The 17,074-nt window shown below is 63.5% G+C and carries 14 protein-coding genes and 1 pseudogene; 11 read left to right on the plus strand and 4 right to left on the minus strand.

The features are described from left to right. The first annotated feature begins 92 nt into the window (after nucleotides 1-92). Genes ECTHA_RS0101705 through hflD form a run of 3 tightly spaced genes read left to right on the plus strand, consistent with a single transcriptional unit; the run spans nucleotide 93 to nucleotide 2,384 of the window. Nucleotides 93-536 (plus strand): NUDIX hydrolase, encoded by a 444-nt coding sequence (locus ECTHA_RS0101705; protein WP_025281716.1) that lies wholly within the window; start codon nucleotides 93-95, stop codon nucleotides 534-536. A 52-nt stretch (nucleotides 537-588) separates the two neighbouring features. Next, nucleotides 589-1,704, plus strand: coding sequence for a tRNA 2-thiouridine(34) synthase MnmA (mnmA, locus tag ECTHA_RS0101710; protein WP_025281717.1), 1,116 nt, complete (start codon nucleotides 589-591; stop codon nucleotides 1,702-1,704). 50 nt (nucleotides 1,705-1,754) lie between these two features. Beyond that, nucleotides 1,755-2,384 (plus strand): high frequency lysogenization protein HflD, encoded by a 630-nt coding sequence (gene hflD, locus ECTHA_RS0101715; protein ID WP_025281718.1) that lies wholly within the window; start codon nucleotides 1,755-1,757, stop codon nucleotides 2,382-2,384. Between the two features lie 126 nt (nucleotides 2,385-2,510). Here hflD and acnB read toward each other — a convergent pair whose 3' ends face one another. Further along, the gene (gene acnB / locus ECTHA_RS0101720) at nucleotides 2,511-5,090 is read right to left on the minus strand and encodes a bifunctional aconitate hydratase 2/2-methylisocitrate dehydratase (protein WP_025281719.1); all 2,580 of its coding nucleotides are present in this window, start codon (nucleotides 5,088-5,090) and stop codon (nucleotides 2,511-2,513) included. Between the two features lie 177 nt (nucleotides 5,091-5,267). Between acnB and acnA the strand changes: the two genes are divergently transcribed. The 4 genes from acnA to ECTHA_RS0101740 all read left to right on the plus strand — a co-directional run bounded on the left by acnA (nucleotide 5,268) and on the right by ECTHA_RS0101740 (nucleotide 11,422). Beyond that, nucleotides 5,268-8,009, plus strand: coding sequence for an aconitate hydratase AcnA (gene acnA, locus ECTHA_RS0101725; RefSeq protein WP_025281720.1), 2,742 nt, complete (start codon nucleotides 5,268-5,270; stop codon nucleotides 8,007-8,009). Between the two features lie 167 nt (nucleotides 8,010-8,176). Further along, nucleotides 8,177-8,554, plus strand: a complete 378-nt coding sequence (locus tag ECTHA_RS16555) for a hypothetical protein (RefSeq protein WP_025281721.1) — start codon at nucleotides 8,177-8,179, stop codon at nucleotides 8,552-8,554. Next, nucleotides 8,551-9,399: an HDOD domain-containing protein gene (locus tag ECTHA_RS0101735; RefSeq protein ID WP_025281722.1), complete on the plus strand. Its 849-nt coding sequence runs from the start codon at nucleotides 8,551-8,553 to the stop codon at nucleotides 9,397-9,399. The genes ECTHA_RS16555 and ECTHA_RS0101735 overlap by 4 nt, the downstream gene beginning before the upstream one ends. Nucleotides 9,400-9,418: 19 nt before the next feature. Then, nucleotides 9,419-11,422: a putative bifunctional diguanylate cyclase/phosphodiesterase gene (locus tag ECTHA_RS0101740; protein WP_025281723.1), complete on the plus strand. Its 2,004-nt coding sequence runs from the start codon at nucleotides 9,419-9,421 to the stop codon at nucleotides 11,420-11,422. A 29-nt stretch (nucleotides 11,423-11,451) separates the two neighbouring features. On the opposite strand, the gene ECTHA_RS0101745 is transcribed toward ECTHA_RS0101740, so the two are convergent. Then, nucleotides 11,452-12,840 carry a class II fumarate hydratase gene (locus ECTHA_RS0101745; protein ID WP_025281724.1) on the minus strand — a complete coding sequence of 463 codons (1,389 nt, stop codon included), beginning with the start codon at nucleotides 12,838-12,840 and terminating at the stop codon, nucleotides 11,452-11,454. Between the two features lie 73 nt (nucleotides 12,841-12,913). Between ECTHA_RS0101745 and purB the strand changes: the two genes are divergently transcribed. From purB to ECTHA_RS0101760, 3 genes are all read left to right on the plus strand, one after another. Further along, nucleotides 12,914-14,281 (plus strand): adenylosuccinate lyase, encoded by a 1,368-nt coding sequence (gene purB, locus ECTHA_RS0101750; RefSeq protein WP_025281725.1) that lies wholly within the window; start codon nucleotides 12,914-12,916, stop codon nucleotides 14,279-14,281. Between the two features lie 102 nt (nucleotides 14,282-14,383). Next, complete coding sequence (locus tag ECTHA_RS0101755; RefSeq protein WP_025281726.1) at nucleotides 14,384-14,626, plus strand: DUF4160 domain-containing protein; 243 nt, start codon at nucleotides 14,384-14,386, stop codon at nucleotides 14,624-14,626. Beyond that, entirely contained in the window at nucleotides 14,610-14,858 is a 249-nt protein-coding gene (locus ECTHA_RS0101760; RefSeq protein ID WP_025281727.1) for a DUF2442 domain-containing protein, read from the plus strand. Before ECTHA_RS0101755 ends, ECTHA_RS0101760 begins: the two co-directional genes overlap by 17 nt. Here ECTHA_RS0101760 and dusA read toward each other — a convergent pair whose 3' ends face one another. Further along, a complete protein-coding gene (dusA, locus tag ECTHA_RS0101765) occupies nucleotides 14,859-15,857 on the minus strand; it encodes a tRNA dihydrouridine(20/20a) synthase DusA (RefSeq protein WP_026623459.1) in 999 nt (332 codons plus the stop codon). Nucleotides 15,858-16,020: 163 nt separating this feature from the next. On the opposite strand from dusA, the gene ECTHA_RS0101770 reads away from it, so the two are divergent. Then, on the plus strand, nucleotides 16,021-16,749 hold the full coding sequence (locus tag ECTHA_RS0101770; protein ID WP_025282873.1) for a sulfite exporter TauE/SafE family protein: 729 nt from the start codon (nucleotides 16,021-16,023) through the stop codon (nucleotides 16,747-16,749). 129 nt (nucleotides 16,750-16,878) lie between these two features. On the opposite strand, the pseudogene ECTHA_RS19200 reads toward ECTHA_RS0101770, so the two are convergent. After that, nucleotides 16,879-17,074 (minus strand): annotated as a pseudogene (locus ECTHA_RS19200) (ATP-binding protein); the annotation flags it as partial.

Consider the following 17,074-nt stretch of genomic DNA (forward strand, 5'->3'; position numbering starts at 1 on the left):
CCGGGCAGGTCCTCATCCGGGGTGGCTCCCCAAAAGACTCCATGGAAGGACCGCATCAAAATCCACACACAAACTCTGGAGTTTTCACATTCATGGTCTGGACACCGCGCGTTACCGTGGCAAGCGTCATCGAACGGGAGGGTCGCTTCCTGCTGGTGGAAGAAGAAGACAATGGCCGCCGCGTTTTCAATCAGCCCGCCGGGCATCTGGAGGAAGGGGAATCCCTGCTGGCGGCCTGTATCCGCGAGACGCTGGAGGAAACCGGGCGCCAACTCACCCCTGAGGCGGTGGTGGGCGTTTATCGCTGGCAGCATCCGGCCAGCGGGCTGACCTTCATCCGGGTAGCCGTGACGGGCAGTGTGTCCGAGCCCGTGCCTGATCATGCCCTGGATGCGGACATCCTGGCCACCCATTGGCTGGAACCGCGGGTGCTGGCGGATGATCCGGCCTGTCAGCGCAGTCCGCTGGTGCTGAGGTGTATCGAGGATTATCTGGCGGGGCGGCGGTATCCTTTGGGTTTGCTGGTGGAGGTTTGAGTACCGTGCCGTAATGCTAGAATGCCCCGCTCAACACTCGACTCGCGCACCCATGCCCCACACCCACCCCAAACGCGTCATCGTCGGCATGTCCGGCGGTGTGGATTCCTCCGTTTCCGCCCTGCTGCTGATGGAGCAGGGCTACCGCGTCGAAGGCCTGTTCATGAAGAACTGGGAGGACGACGACGAACCCGGCTACTGCTCCGCCGCCCAGGACCTGGAAGACGCCTGGGCCGTCTGCGAGGAACTGGAAATCCCGCTGCACAAGGTGAACTTCGCCAAGCAATACTGGGATCGGGTGTTTGCCCACTTCCTGGAGGAATACCGGGCCGGACGCACCCCCAACCCCGACATCCTCTGCAACCGGGAAATCAAGTTCCGGGCCTTTCTGGACTACGCCCTGGACAAGGGCGCGGACCTGATCGCCACCGGCCATTACGCCCGGGTGCGCCAAGGGCATGACGGCCAGTACCAGTTGCTGCAAGGCCAGGACCCGAACAAGGATCAGTCCTACTTCCTCTACACCCTGGGTCATCAAGCCCTCTCACGCACCCTCTTTCCGCTGGGCGAGCTGGAAAAGACCCGCGTGCGCGACATGGCCGCCAAGGCCGGGTTCGTCAACCATGCCAAGAAGGACAGCACCGGGATCTGTTTCATCGGCGAGCGGCGTTTCCGGGATTTCCTGCAGCGCTATCTGCCCGCCCAGCCGGGCGAGATCGTCAGCACCGAGGGTCAGGTGCTGGGCGAGCATCAGGGCCTGATGTACTACACCCCGGGCCAGCGCCAGGGCCTGGGCATCGGCGGCGTGCAAGGCGCACCCGAGGTGCCCTGGTACGTGGTGGACAAGGACATGGAGCGCAACCGGCTCATCGTCGCCCAGGGCCACGACCACCCGGCCCTGCAGTCCACCGGCCTCACCGCCGTGGACCTGCACTGGGTGGCCGACCAGCCCCCCACCCTGCCCCTGCGCTGCCAGGCCAAGATCCGCTATCGTCAATCTCATCAGGACTGCTTGGTGGAAGCCTCACCGAACGAACCGGGCGCCCTGCAGGTACGTTTCTATGCCCCCCAGCGCGCCGTGGCGCCGGGCCAGTCAGTGGTGTTCTACGAAGGTGAACGCTGCCTGGGCGGCGGCATCATCGCCCGCCGACATCCGCTGCAGTCATGAGCATTATGGTATCTTCCCAGCCATAACCCACCCAGAAACAAGATATTCCCGTGGAATCCTCAAATCGAAATCGCGCCCTCGCCCTGGCCGCCCTGTTCCAGTCCGCCGCCATGGTGAAGGAAATCGCCTGGCATGGCCGCTGCGACCTGGATCAGTTGCAGACCATGGTGGGCAGCCTGTTCGCCTTTGAAGCCAACACCATCGAATCCGTTTACGGCGGCGTGGACAACCTGGAGCGCGGCCTGCGCACCCTGCTGGAGCAGATCCAGTCCCCCGCGCATCACGTGGACGGGGAAATCTCCCGCTACGTGATCAGCGTGCTCTACCTGGAGCGCAAGCTGATGAAAAACCCGGAGATGATCAAGACATTACGGGATGGTATTGATGTCGCCAGTCATCAGAGCGAGGCCTTCGGGATCACCCATGAGAACATCATGGCGCGGCTGGGCGAGACCTATCAGAACACCATCAGCCAGCTGGGCCCGCGGATCGTGGTTCAGGGCGACCAGAGTCATCTGGGGAACAGCAACAATGCGGCGCGGATTCGAACCCTGCTGCTGGCAGGGATTCGGGCAGCGGTGCTGTGGAGACAGGCGGGGGGATCACGGTGGCGGCTGATCTTCAGCCGAAATGCGATCGTGGCCGAGGCCAAGGGGATTCTGGACCGAATCGTGGAGTAAAACCCCCTTCTCCCGTCAGGGGAGGGCCGGCTCATCCCCCTCACCCCAACCCCTCTCCCCCAGGGGGAGAGGAGCTATGACGGTTTGCACCCCCTCTCCCCCAAGGGAGAGAGGGGCGATGCCGGGTTACGCCGCGGCGATGGAAATCACCTTGCGCGCGGCTTCCTCATACTCCGGCAACTGATCGAAGTTGAGATAGCGATACACCTCGCCCGCCATGGTGTTCAGATCGGCGGCATACTCCAGATACTCCTGCGGCGTGGGCAAACGACCCAGCACTGCTGCCACTGCGGCCACCTCGGCCGAGGCCAGGAACACATCGGCACCATCCCCCAGACGATTGGGGAAATTGCGGGTGGAGGTGGAGACCACCTTCGCCCCCGGCGCCACACGGGCCTGGTTGCCCATGCACAGGGAGCAGCCCGGCATTTCCATGCGGGCACCGGAACGGCCGTAGATGCCGTAATACCCTTCTTCCGTGAGCTGACGCTGGTCCATCCGCGTCGGCGGCGACAGCCACAGACGGGTGGGCAGCTCACCGCCCTGGAACTTCTCCAGCAGCTTGCCGGCGGCGCGGAAGTGACCGATGTTGGTCATGCAGGAACCGATGAACACCTCATCGATGTTGCCACCGGCCACCTCGGACAGCAGACGGGCATCGTCGGGGTCGTTGGGGGCGCAGAGGATGGGCTCCTTGATCTCGTTCAGGTCGATCTCGATCACCGCCGCATACTCGGCGTCCGCATCGGCTCGCATCAGCTTGGGATCGGCCAGCCAGTCCTCCATGGCCTTGGCACGACGTTCCAGGGTACGCGGATCGCCGTAACCGTTGGCGATCATCCAGCGCAGCATGGTCACGTTGGAGCGCAGGTACTCGGCCACCCGCTCCTCGGACAGGCTGATGGTGCAGCCGCCGGCGGAACGCTCGGCGGAGGCGTCGGAGAGTTCGAAGGCCTGCTCGACGGTGAGGTCGTCCAGCCCTTCGATCTCCAGCACCCGGCCGGAGAAGACGTTCTTCTTGCCCTTCTTCTCCACGGTGAGCAGCCCCTGCTGGATGGCCGCATGGGGGATGGCGTGCACCAGGTCACGCAGGGTGATGCCGGGCTGACGCTCGCCCTTGAAGCGCACCAGGACCGACTCGGGCATGTCCAGGGGCATCACGCCCGTGGCGGCGGCAAAGGCCACCAGGCCGGAGCCGGCCGGGAAGGAGATGCCGATGGGGAAGCGGGTGTGGGAGTCGCCGCCGGTGCCCACGGTATCGGGCAGCAGCATGCGGTTCAGCCAGGAGTGGATGATGCCATCCCCCGGACGCAGGGCCACGCCGGCGCGGTTCATGATGAAGTCCGGCAGGGTGTGATGGGTCTGCACGTCCACCGGCTTGGGATAGGCCGCCGTGTGGCAGAACGACTGCATCACCAGATCCGCCTGGAAGCCCAGGCAGGCCAGGTCCTTCAGTTCGTCCCGGGTCATGGGGCCGGTGGTGTCCTGGGAACCCACGGTGGTCATGCGCGGTTCGCAATAGGTGCCGGGGCGCACGCCCGCCACACCGCAGGCCTTGCCCACCATCTTCTGGGCCAGGGTGAAGCCCTTGCCGCTGTCCGTCGGGGCCTCGGGACGCTTGAAGACATCCGAAGGCGCCAGACTCAGGGCCTCGCGGGCGCGATCGGTGAGGCCGCGACCGATGATCAGCGGGATACGGCCACCGGCGCGCACTTCGTCCAGCATCACCGGCGTGCGCAGTTCAAAGGTGGTGATCACCTCATCGCTGCCATGACGGCACACCTTGCCCTCGTAGGGGTAGATGTCCACCACATCGCCCATTTCCAGATCGTTCACATCCAGCTCGATGGGCAGGGCGCCGGCATCTTCCATGGTGTTGAAGAAGATGGGAGCGATCTTGCCGCCCATGCACACCCCGCCGAAGCGCTTGTTGGGCACGTAGGGCAGGTCTTCACCGATGTTCCACAGCACCGAGTTGGTGGCGGACTTGCGGGAGGAACCGGTGCCCACCACGTCGCCCACCATGGCCACGGGATGACCCTTCTGCTTGAGTTCCTTGATCTGGGCCTCGGCGTCGGTGACCCCCTCGCGCGGGTTCTTGTACATGGCCTTGGCGTGCAGGGGGATGTCCGGGCGGCTCCAGGCATCCGGGGCCGGGGAGAGGTCATCGGTGTTGGTCTCGCCGGGCACCTTGAAGATGGTCACGGTGAGCTTTTCCGGCAGGGCGTCGCGGCTGAGGAACCACTCCGCATCGGCCCAGGACTGCATCACGCCCTGAGCATGGGCATTGCCGGCCTTGGCCCGCTCTTCCACGTCATGGAAGGCATCGAACATCAGCAGGGTGTGCTTGAGTTCGGCGGCAGCGGCCTCGGCCAGTTCCGCGTCGTCCAGCAGTTCCACCAGAGTCGCGATGTTGTAGCCGCCCTGCATGGTACCCAGCAGTTCCACGGCGCGCTTGCGGTCGATCAGCGGCGAGCGGGCCTCGCCCTTGGCCACGGCGGACAGGAACCCGGCCTTCACATAAGCGGCCTCGTCCACGCCCGGGGGCACGCGATGGGTGATCAGGTCCAGCAGGAACTGCTCCTCGCCCTGGGGCGGGTTTTTCAGCAACTCCACCAGATCCGCGGTCATCCCGGCGTCGAGCGGTTTGGGCGGCACCCCTTGGGCTTCGCGTTCCTGAACGTGTTGGCGATAGGCTTCGAGCACAGTAGAACCCTCTGCTAGGCTGCCCCGCAGGGCGGGGAGGGATGTATGATCCCTTGGTGTCACTAGGTTATTTTGACAACAATCTTTATTGCGCGGCAGCATTCTAAACCAGCAGGGGCGGCAGGTCACGATTGTCGACAGTCTGCCCCGATAAAAACAAACCAAGAGGGACGCACGATGACCGACACATTCAACACTCGCACCACCCTCCAGGTAAAAGACAAGACCTACCACATCAGCAGCCTGGAGCCGCTGAAGGCCGACCACGACGTGGACCGCCTCCCCTATTCCCTCAAGGTGCTGCTGGAGAACCTGCTGCGCAACGAGGATGGCAACAATATCACCCAGGAGCACGTCAACGCCCTGCTCGACTGGGACGCCCGGGCCGAGCCCACCCAGGAGATCGCCTTCACCCCCGCACGGGTGGTGCTGCAGGACTTCACCGGCGTGCCTGCGGTGGTGGACCTGGCCGCCATGCGCGATGCCATGAAGGCCCTGGGCAAGGACCCCAACCGCATCAACCCCCTGGCCCCCGTGGACCTGGTGATCGACCACTCGGTGATGGTGGACCACTTCGGCAAGGCCGACTCCCTGGACCTGAACATCAAGCTAGAATACCACCGCAACAAGGAGCGCTATCAGTTCCTGCGCTGGGGCCAGAAGGCCTTCGAGAACTTCCGCGTCGTGCCCCCGGGCACCGGCATCGTGCATCAGGTGAACCTGGAATACCTGGCCGAAACCGTCTTCGTGCGCGAGGATGACGGCGAATACCACGCCTATCCCGACACCCTGGTGGGCACCGACTCCCACACCACCATGATCAACGGCCTGGGCGTGCTGGGCTGGGGCGTGGGCGGCATCGAGGCCGAGGCGGCCATGCTGGGCCAGCCCATCTCCATGCTCATCCCCCAGGTGGTGGGTTTCAAGCTCAACAGCAAGCTCCCCGAAGGCGCCACCGCCACCGACCTGGTGCTCACCGTCACCCAGATGTTGCGCAAGCAGGGGGTGGTGGGCAAATTCGTGGAATTCTTCGGCGACGGCCTGGATCACCTGCCCCTGGCCGACCGCGCCACCATCGCCAACATGGCGCCGGAATACGGTGCCACCTGCGGCATCTTCCCCGTGGACCAGGAAACCCTCAATTACCTGCGCCTGTCCGGTCGCACCGATGAACAGGTGGCCCTGGTGGAGGCCTACGCCCGCGCCCAGGGTCTGTGGCGCGACACCGGCGCTCGCCAGGCGGATTACAGCGAGGTGCTGGAACTGGATCTGGGCAGTGTCGTCCCCAGCCTGGCCGGCCCCAAACGGCCCCAGGACCGCATCCCCCTGGATCAGGCCCGGGGCAACTTCATGGACACCCTGGATGAGTTCCTTCGGGAACATCATTCCTGCCCCGAAGGCGACGAGGAGGAACGCTTCGCCGATGAGGGCGGCCACGCCGCGCCCGGGGTGGACGACAGCCACGAGAAGGGCGCCGTGGAATACGAGATGGACGGCGAGAAACACCTGCTCAAGCACGGTGCCGTGGTGATTGCCGCCATCACCTCCTGCACCAACACCTCCAATCCGGCCGTGCTCCTGGCCGCCGGCCTGGTGGCCAAAAAGGCCCAGGAAAAGGGCCTCATGCCCAAGCCCTGGGTGAAGACCTCCCTGGCCCCCGGCTCCCAGGTGGTACCCGCCTATCTGGAAAAGGCCGGCCTGCTCAAGCCCCTGGAGGCTCTGGGCTTCTCCGTGGTGGGCTTTGGCTGCACCACCTGCATCGGCAACGCCGGCCCCCTGCCCGAGCCCATCGGCAATGCCATCAAGGACGGTGACCTGATGGTGGCCTCGGTGCTCTCGGGCAACCGCAACTTCGAGGGCCGCATCCACGCCGATGTGCGCACCAACTACCTGGCCTCGCCGCCGCTGGTGGTGGCGTACGCCCTGGCCGGCTCCATGGCCGTGGATCTCTACAAGCACCCCCTGGGCACCGGCAAGGACGGCCAGCCCGTGTACCTGAAGGATGTCTGGCCCAGCCAGGCGGAGATCAACGAGCTGATGCAGGCCAACATCTCCTCGGCCATGTACCAGGAGAAATACGCCGATGTCTTCAAGGGCGATGCCAACTGGCAGAAGATCGGCGTCACCGAATCCGAACTCTACGACTGGGCCGAGTCCACCTATGTGAAGAACCCGCCCTACTTCGAGGGCATGAGCATGGAGCCCGAAGCCCCGGGTGATGTCACCGACGCCCGCTGCCTGGTCATGGTGGGCGACTCCATCACCACCGACCACATCTCGCCGGCGGGGGGCATCCACCCCGAGAGCCCGGCGGGCCAGTACCTGCAGTCTCACGGCATCGAGCCCAAGGAATTCAACTCCTACGGGTCGCGCCGGGGCAATCACGAGGTGATGATGCGGGGCACCTTCGCCAACGTGCGTCTGCGCAACCGCATGGCACCGGGCACCGAGGGTGGCTGGACCACCCACGTGCCCAGCGATGAGCAAATGAGCGTGTACGATGCCGCCATGCGCTACCAGGAGGAAAACGTGCCCCTGGTGGTGCTGGCCGGCAAGGAATACGGCACCGGATCCTCCCGGGACTGGGCCGCCAAGGGCACGCGTCTGCTGGGCATCCGCGCCGTCATCGCCCAGAGCTTCGAGCGCATCCACCGTTCCAACCTGGTGGGCTTTGGCGTGCTGCCGCTGCAGTTCAAGGAGGGCGAGAGCGCCGAAAGCCTGGGACTCACCGGCCACGAGTCCTTTGACATCGGCGGCCTGGACGGCGAACCCGGCGAGGTCACGGTGACCGCCAGGAGCGACGACGGCAAGGAAACCCGCTTCCAGGCCCGGGTGCGCATCGACACCCCCAAGGAGTGGGAATACTACCGCCACGGCGGCATCCTGCATTACGTGCTGCGCCAACTGGCGGCCGCCTGACCTTCTTCTCAACCTTCCTTCATACACAACGGGCGGAGCCTTGTATCCGCCCGTCTTCTTCCCCTTGCCCAATGGAGTCAGTCCCGGTACTTTGACAATTCCCATAAACATGAAGCGGCTAAACTCCCTTAGAGGATCCCTCATAAGCCATTTCTAGCGGAGCAGGCATGATCGACACGAAAAGGACGATCCCCGCCGACCAGGCTGATGCCGGAAGCGTTCTCGCTGAAGACGTTCGGGATCGCAGTGGTCGCCTCTTGCTGTCTGCCGGCATTCCCCTCAAGGACAAACATCTAAGAGTGCTCAAGACCTGGGGCGTCACCCAGGTGGCCATCTGGCAGGAGGCCCCCGCAAGCGCAACGGACAGCACCCTGCCTTCCAGGGAAGCCCCACCCCCCATTGATGAAACGGCCTACCAGCAGGCCGAGGCCGTCATGCTCAATGCCTTCCGGCACTGCGACCTCCAGCAGTCCGTCATGCAAACCCTGTTCGATCTGGCCACCCGACGCCTCGCCTCGTCCATCCAGCTCAAGGGCCACTCATGACCAAAGCCTGCCTGGATGACATTCTGGCCCGAGACCCGAAACTGGGCACCCTGTCCGACGTCTACCACCGTATCGAAAGCGCCATCAACGACCCCAATAGCTCCTTCGAGGCCATGGCCTCGGTGATTGAGTCGGATGCGGCGCTGGCGACCAAGGTGCTGCGCATTGCCAACAGCAGCCTTTACGCCCTGCCCGGCGGGATCCATTCCATCCAGCGGGCCATCAGCATCATTGGCACTCAGCAACTGCGGGATCTGGCACTGGCGGCCACGGTGATCCGTCATTTCGAGGGCATGCCCATTACCGGGGTTGATATGGAATCCTTCTGGCGCCACAGCATCGGCTGCGCCCTGCTGGCCCGTTCGCTGGCCAGTTTTCGCCGCGAGGCCAATGTGGAACGGTTCTATGTGGCCGGCCTGCTGCACGACATCGGCCGATTGGTCATGTACATGCACATGACAGACTCCATGACCCGGATCCTTGAGGCACGCGAACACAGCCATGACCTGCTGTTCCGCGAGGAGCAGTGGGCGCTGGGCTTCAATCACGCGCAGCTCGGTGGCGACCTGCTGGAACACTGGCAGCTGCCAGTGGCCCTGCACGAACCGGTGCGATGCCATCACGACCCCAATGAGGCGCAGCGTTATCCCGTGGAAACAGCGGTGGTCCATGCCGCCGACAGCATGACCAACGCCCTGCGCATGGGCTCCAGCGGCGAACGCCTGGTGCCGCCCATCGATGAACAGGCCTGGGCACGCATCGCCCTGCCTGAAACCTTGCTTGAACAGGTCACCGCCTATACTGAGCAGCATTACGCCCAGGCGGTGGAAGTGTTCCTGGCATAGGCCGGGGGCCAGGATGCATATGACCCAAAACGAAGACGAAGCACAGCCCGACGTGGACTACCTGCGCGAACGGGTCCGGCATCTGGAGCAGGCCAGTCAATGGCATCACTATGCCATGGACGTGCTCACCTCCATGACGGCCATCTTCGGCGATCACAGTCAGAGTCGGGATGTCGCCGCCATCCTGGAGAGCACCCATGAGTGCGTAGGGCGCCTTCTTCCCCTGGAAGACGCCGGTTATTACACCGTGGACGACGAGTCCAGCTTCCATCTGAGTTTTCGCCAGGCGGGATGCGAGGGCCCCGAGCTGGAGGCCATCGTCGAGCAGCTTATCGACGAAGGCATGTTCTCCTGGGCGCTCAACCAGAACCACCCGGTCTGCCTGCCCTGCCCAGGCAATGACGACAAAGAGGGCGCGCGCGACGATCACCTGGTGCTGCACGTCATCTCCTCCCGCACGCGCATTCGCGGCATGTTCGTGGGCCGCACCCGGGGGCATCCAATACACCCTCGCGATCCGGGCATGAAGGTGCTCTCCATCGTCCTGTTCAATGCCGCCTATGCTCTGGAGAGCGCGGCGCTGTACACCCTGATGGATCACCAGCACAAAACGCTCAAGAAGATCAGCGAACGCCAGTCCCTGGAACTGGCCCACCAGTACAGCCACGATGCCCTGACCGGCCTGCCCAACCGCGTGCTGTTCAGCGACCGCCTGCATCAGCTCATCCAGAAGGGTCCTACCGGGGATGAGGACGACAGCAGTCATGTGGCCGTCATCCTCATGGATCTGGATCACTTCAAGCGTGTGAACGACAGCCTGGGCCATGGCTATGGTGATCACCTGATCAAAAACCTGGCCGACAACCTCCGCACCATCCTGGCCGACACTGAACTGCTCGGCCATCATCACCTGGACGAAGGCCATGTCACCCTGTCGCGCCTGGGGGGAGATGAATTCGGCATCATCCTGGACCGTGTGGATTCTCTGGATCTGCTGGCCCGTTTTGCGCAGCACCTGCTCGACAACGTGAGTTGTGAATACGTGATCCACGGTCACCCGGTGTTTCTCACCTGCAGCGCAGGCATCAGCATCCATCCCTTCGACGGCCGGGATGTGGACACCCTCATCAAGAATGCCGATGCCGCCATGTATGAAGCCAAGCAGCGTGGGCGCAATCACTATCACTTCTACACCCAGGACATCAACGCCCAGACCTACCGGCACCTGATGCTGGAAAACGAGCTCTCCAGGGCGCTGGACCGGGACGAGTTCCAGCTGCACTATCAGCCGCAGATCTCACTGGCCACTGGCAAGGTGGAGGGCCTTGAGGCGCTGGTGCGCTGGGAGCACCCGGAAAAGGGCTATTTGAACCCCGGGCATTTCATCCCCGTGGCCGAGGATACCGGTCTGATCGAACAGTTGGGCTTGTGGGTGGTGCGGCGGGCCTGCGCGGACATGAACCGCCTTGAAACCACGGGGCTGCCCGTGCCCCGCATGGCCATCAACCTCTCGCCACGCCAGTTTCGTCAGGCGGACCTGGCCGCCCAGTATGCCGCCATCATCAGTGATGCCGGCATCCAGGCCTCGCAGATCGAGCTGGAGCTGACCGAAAGCACCATCATGCAGGACATAGACAAGGCCGTGGAAATCTTCGGGGACATGCAGCAGCTGGGTTTTCGACTGGCGGTGGATGATTTCGGGACCGGCTATTCCTCCCTGAACCAGCTCAAGCACTTCCCCATCCACACCCTGAAGATCGACCGCTCCTTCATCCGCGGCATCCCCCAGGACCGGGATGATGCGGCCATCGTCAAGGCCATCGTCGCCATGGCCAAGGGGCTCGGGCTGGAGGTGGTCGCCGAAGGGGTGGAAGCCCGGCATCAACTGGACTTCCTCAAGGGCCTGGACTGCGAATCGGTGCAAGGGTTCTACTTCAGTCGTCCACTGCCCTACGACGAGTTGTGCGAATACCTTCAGGCTTCCGAGTCTGTGAAGGCAACGACTGCATCTTCCCAAGGGTGAGCGCCTGAAGGCAGGAAGGCTCGACCCGCCTACCCTCTATCCATTTTCCCCGTCATCTCAATGGGATCAAGCCACTTCCTCAACTCCGCCTCACTCAGGTCCGTCATCTCCACGGCCACCTCCAGCACCGATCGCCCCTCCGCATAGGCCTTCTTGGCAATCTCTGCCCCCTTCTCATAGCCAATCAGCGGATTCAGGGCCGTCACCAGCACCGGATTTCGCGACAGGGCATCACTCAGGTGCTCCTCATTGACGGTGAATCCTTTCACCACCTGCCCCAGGAGCAGACGCGCGCCGCCGGCCAGGAGCTGAATGCTTTCAAGCAATGCATCCGCTATCACCGGTAACATCACGTTCAGCTGGAAATTTCCCGACTGCCCGGCAATGGTGATGGTGGTATCATTGCCCATCACCCGCGCACACCCCATGGCCACCGCCTCGGGGGCCACCGGGTTCACCTTGCCCGGCATGATGCTGCTGCCCGGCTGCAACGCCGGCAGGGCGATCTCCCCCAGACCCGACAGTGGCCCGGAGTTCATCCAGCGCAGGTCGTTGCAGATCTTCATCAGGCTCACCGCCACCGTCTTGAGTTGCCCGCTCATCTCCACAGCGGCATCCTGCGCGCCCAGGGCCTCGAAGCGATCCGGCTTGGGCACAAAGGCCACGCCCGTGCGACGCGACAAGGCCGCCGCCACCCGCTCGCCGAACTCGGGATGGGCATTCACCCCCGTGCCCACGGCTGTGCCACCGATGGCCAGCTCCTCGATACGCTCGCCGGCGTCCTCCAGGCGCTCCACCCCATAGCGCAACTGCTGCACCCAGGCGCCGATCTCCTGATCCAGGCGCACCGGCATGGCATCCATCAAGTGGGTGCGCCCGGTCTTGACCACATGCCGGTATTCCGCCGCCCGCTGATCCAGCCCATCGGCCAGATCGATCAGCACCGGGATCAGCTCATGCTCCAGGGCCACCCGCGCCGCCACGTGCAGGGTGGTGGGGATCACGTCATTGGAGCTTTGCCCCAGGTTCACATGATCATTGGGATGCACCGCTTCACCCAGTTGCCGCGTGGCCAGGTGGGCGATCACCTCGTTGATATTCATATTGGTGCTGGTGCCACTGCCGGTCTGGAAGACATCCACGGGAAACTGGTCCCCGTGAAGACCCTGGGCCACCTCCTCGGCCGCCTGGATAATGGCCTGGGCCATCCCGGCCGGCAGCAACCCCAGTTCGGCATTGACCTGGGCGCAGGCTGCCTTCACATGCCCCAGGGCGCGGATGAAGGCCGGCGGCATGGGTCGCCCGCTCATGTGAAAGTGGTTCACGGCCCGCTGGGTCTGCGCGCCCCAGAGCGCGTCCCCGGGCACCGTAACCTGCCCCATGCTGTCTTGCTCGATCCGGTCTTTCGGCATGTTCACACTCCCGCACACTGCGTCAGGCTCACCTGTAGTATAATCGTCGCCTTTTTCGCAAGCCCCCGGAGAAGCTCCCATGGATCTTTCGACCCTCACCGCCATCGCCCCGGTGGACGGCCGCTATGGCACCAAGACCGAAATGCTGCGCCCCATCTTCAGTGAATTCGGCCTGATCCGCCATCGCGTTCAGGTGGAGGTGGAATGGCTCAAGGCCCTGGCCGACCACCCGGGCATCACCGAGGTGCCGGCCCTGAGCGACCATGGGGTGCAGATCCTCAATGGCATCGTCGAGGGCTTCGCTGAAGAGGATGCCCGGCGGGTGAAGAACATCGAGAGCACCACCAATCACGACGTGAAGGCGGTGGAGTATTTCCTCAAGGAGAAGATCGCGGGCAACAAGGAGCTGGAGGCCATCAGCGAGTTCTTCCACTTCGCCTGCACCTCCGAGGACATCAACAACCTGGCCTATGCCCTGATGCTCAAGCACGCCCGGGGCCAGGCCATGCTGCCGCTGATGGACGAGGTGATCCAGTCCATCAAGGACCTGGCCCATCGCCATGCCGATCAGCCCATGCTGTCCCGCACCCACGGCCAGCCCGCCTCCCCCACCACCCTGGGCAAGGAAATGGCCAACGTGGTGCATCGCCTCAGGATCGCCCGCAACCAGGTGGCCGATGTGGCCCTCAAGGGCAAGATGAACGGCGCCGTGGGCAACTTCAACGCCCACCTGAGCGCTTACCCGGAGGTGGACTGGGAAGCCCTGAGCCAGGGCTTCATCGAAAAGCTGGGCCTGGAGATGAACCCCTACACCATCCAGATCGAACCCCACGACTACATGGCGGAGATGTTCCACGCCCTGGCCCGGTTCAACACAGTGCTCATCGACTTCTCCCGGGACGTGTGGGGCTACATCTCCCTGGGGTATTTCAAGCAGCGGGTGGTGGCCGGCGAGGTGGGTTCATCCACCATGCCCCACAAGGTGAACCCCATCGACTTCGAGAATGCCGAGGGCAACCTGGGCCTGGCCAACGCCGTGCTGGACCACCTGGCCGGCAAGCTGCCCATCTCCCGCTGGCAGCGCGACCTCACCGACTCCACCGTGCTGCGCAACATCGGCCTGGGATTCGCGTGGTCGGTCATCGCCTACCAGGCCCTGAGCAAGGGCCTCACCAAGCTGGAAGCCGACACCGCCCGCCTGGACGCCGACCTGGAAGCCAACTGGGAAGTCCTCGCCGAACCCATCCAGACGGTCATGCGCCGTTATGGGGTGGAAAAGCCCTACGAAAAGCTAAAGGAACTCACCCGAGGCCAACGCATCGACGGCCCCAGCCTGCGCGTGTTCATCGACAGCCTGGAGATCCCGGAAGAAGCCAAGGCCAGTCTCAAGGAACTCACCCCCGGGCGGTACACGGGGAATGCGGGGGATCAGGCACGGCGGATATAACACTCATTCCCTTTGTAACCCCCTTCTCCCCCACGGGGAGAAGGATCGGGGATGAGGGGGCGCCGGCAGGCACCCAAGGCAAACCGAAAAGGACGACTGGAAATGCCTGTAATTCTCCGCATAAAGGGACTCAAGTTCTTCTTCTACAGCAACGAAGGACAACCACCAGAACCTGCCCACATCCATGTACGCCACGCTGGAAGCGAAGCAAAGTTCTGGCTGACGCCAGAGGTAAAACTTGCCCGCAATGATGGATTTGACGCACACACCTTGCGAAGGATCGAAAAACTGGTAACACTCCACAGAAAGCTCTTCGAGGACTCCTGGAATGAATACATCACCTAAAAGAGCGTGGGTTGACGAGGATAACCTCTGGGTTGAACTCCAGGATGGAAGAACCCTTGGAGTACCCTTGGTATGGTTCCCCCGTTTGCTGAATGCGACGGAAGCGGATTTGGCCGACTTCGAACTTTCCCCCAGGGGCATCCACTGGGATGCCCTGGACGAGGACATATCCATCGATGGATTACTGGCGGGCCAGGGGGATTCCTCCCGGCGCCATCACCAGGTCGCCTGATCACAGCATTTCAGGACGCCGCACCTTCCCCAGCGCCTCAAGAATCACCTCCACGCCTGCACCGTCCCGGTGGGCATTCTCACTGATATGCCGCCGCCAGGCTCGCGCCCCCGGCATGCCCGGGAACAGCCCCAGGATATGCCGCGTCATGGCCTGCAGGGGCACACCCTCGGCCAGGCGCGCCTCCACATAAGGCACGAAGCGCTCCACCACCTCATGGGGCGTGGGCGCCGGCCCCTGCTCGCCATAAAGCAGCCGATCCACATCCGCCAGAATGCCGGGGTTGTAATAGGCCTCCCGCCCCACCATCACCCCATCCACATGTTCCAGCTGCGCCTGACAGGCCTCCAGGGTGGTCAGCCCCCCATTGATGATAATGGCAAGATGAGGAAAATCCGCCTTCAACTGATGCACACGCTCATAGCACAGCGGCGGGATCTCCCGGTTCTGCTTCGGGCTCAGCCCCTGCAGCCAGGCCTTGCGAGCATGCACGATGAACAACTGGCAACCCGCCGAGGCCACTTTGTCCACAAATCCCGCCAGAAACTCATAAGAATCCAGGTCATCGATCCCGATCCGATGCTTCACCGTCACCGGGATATCCACCGCCTCACCCATGGCCCGCACACAGTCCGCCACCCGCTCCGGCTCCCTCATCAAAGACGCCCCAAACCGCCCGGAACTCACCCGATCGGACGGGCAGCCCACGTTCAGATTCACCTCGTCATACCCAGCCTCCTGCGCCATGACGGCACACCGGGCCAGATCCTCCGGTTCAGAGCCGCCCAGTTGCAGCGCCACGGGATGCTCTGCCGGATCAAAGGCCAGGAAGCGCTCCCGATCACCGTGAATCAACGCCCCGGTGGTGACCATCTCGGTGTAGAGAAATGCCCGCTGGCTGAGCAGACGCAAAAAGTACCGGCAGTGGCGGTCCGTCCACTCCATCATCGGCGCCACGCAGAAGCGATGCTGGGCGGTAAAGTTTGAAAAATCAGACATTCAAATCTCTCGAAAAGGCTACTTCACATACAACGCCCCTCTCCCGTTCGCGAAAGAAGGGCCAGCGGTGAGGATCTACGCACTGCTCCCCTCTCCCGCAAGCGGGAGAGGGGCCGGGGGCGAGGGCCTTCTCGCCACCAGAAAGAAGAGGGACAATACCCCCATGGACTTCCCCCTCACCCTCCCCCAATGGCTCCTGGCCACCCTCGTCCTCATCATCGGCGCCATCATACAGGGCGGCATCGGCTATGGGGTGGCACTGCTGGGCGCGCCGCTACTGTACCTCATTCACCCACAACTCATTCCCGCCCCCATGCTCATCGTCGGCATGGCGTTGCCACTGCTCATCCTCCTGCGAGAGTGGCGGGCCGTTCAACCACGGGATGTGGCCTGGGCCCTGCCCGGCAGCTTTGCCGGCACCGCCATGGCCGCCTTGGTGCTGGGCGTGGTGGCGGAACAGGTCTTGGGAATGCTGCTGGGCATCCTGGTGCTGCTCGGGGTAGGCCTGAGCCTCATCCGCCACATGCCCGATCCACGCCCCCATCATCTGATCGGCGCCGCCGGGCTGTCCAGTTTCATGGCCACCATCACCTCCATAGGCGGCCCGCCGCTGGCACTGGCCTTCCAGAACGTGACCGGCCCCCGACTGCGAGGCACCCTGTCGGCCATCTTCGTACCCGCAGGCATCGTTGCCCTCACCGCCCTGGCCTTCCTGGACCGATTCGGCACCACAGAACTGCTGCTGGGCCTGACCCTGCTACCGGGCATCGTGATGGGGTTCTGGATCTCCGGCTACCTGGTGGACTACCTGGACCGCCGCTGGCTCAGGCCGGCAGTGCTGTGGCTCTCTGCGGTGGCGGGGGTGGCCGCGATTATACAAGCACTGTATTGATCACAAAATCAGCACGGGAAATGGCCTGCGTAGACCGCTGAAGGTTGCCACCCATTCCACGTGAAGCCTGCCACCCGGACCGGGGCAAAGCTGCCACCCATCGGAGCGTAGCGACGCGGGGTTTCCTTCTTACTCCGACGTTGCGGTGTCGGTCAACTTGGACTGGGTTTTCGCATGGACTCCCCTCTGAGATTGATCTTGTAGGCGTTGTGAACCAAGCGATCCAGAATGGCATCAGCCAGGGTGGCATCACCGATGACGTCGTGCCATTGGTCCATGGGCAGTTGGCTGGTGGCGATGGTGGATCGTCTGCCGTGGCGGTCTT

This window comes from Ectothiorhodospira haloalkaliphila ATCC 51935, assembly GCF_000633935.1.
Lineage (GTDB): Bacteria > Pseudomonadota > Gammaproteobacteria > Ectothiorhodospirales > Ectothiorhodospiraceae > Ectothiorhodospira > Ectothiorhodospira haloalkaliphila.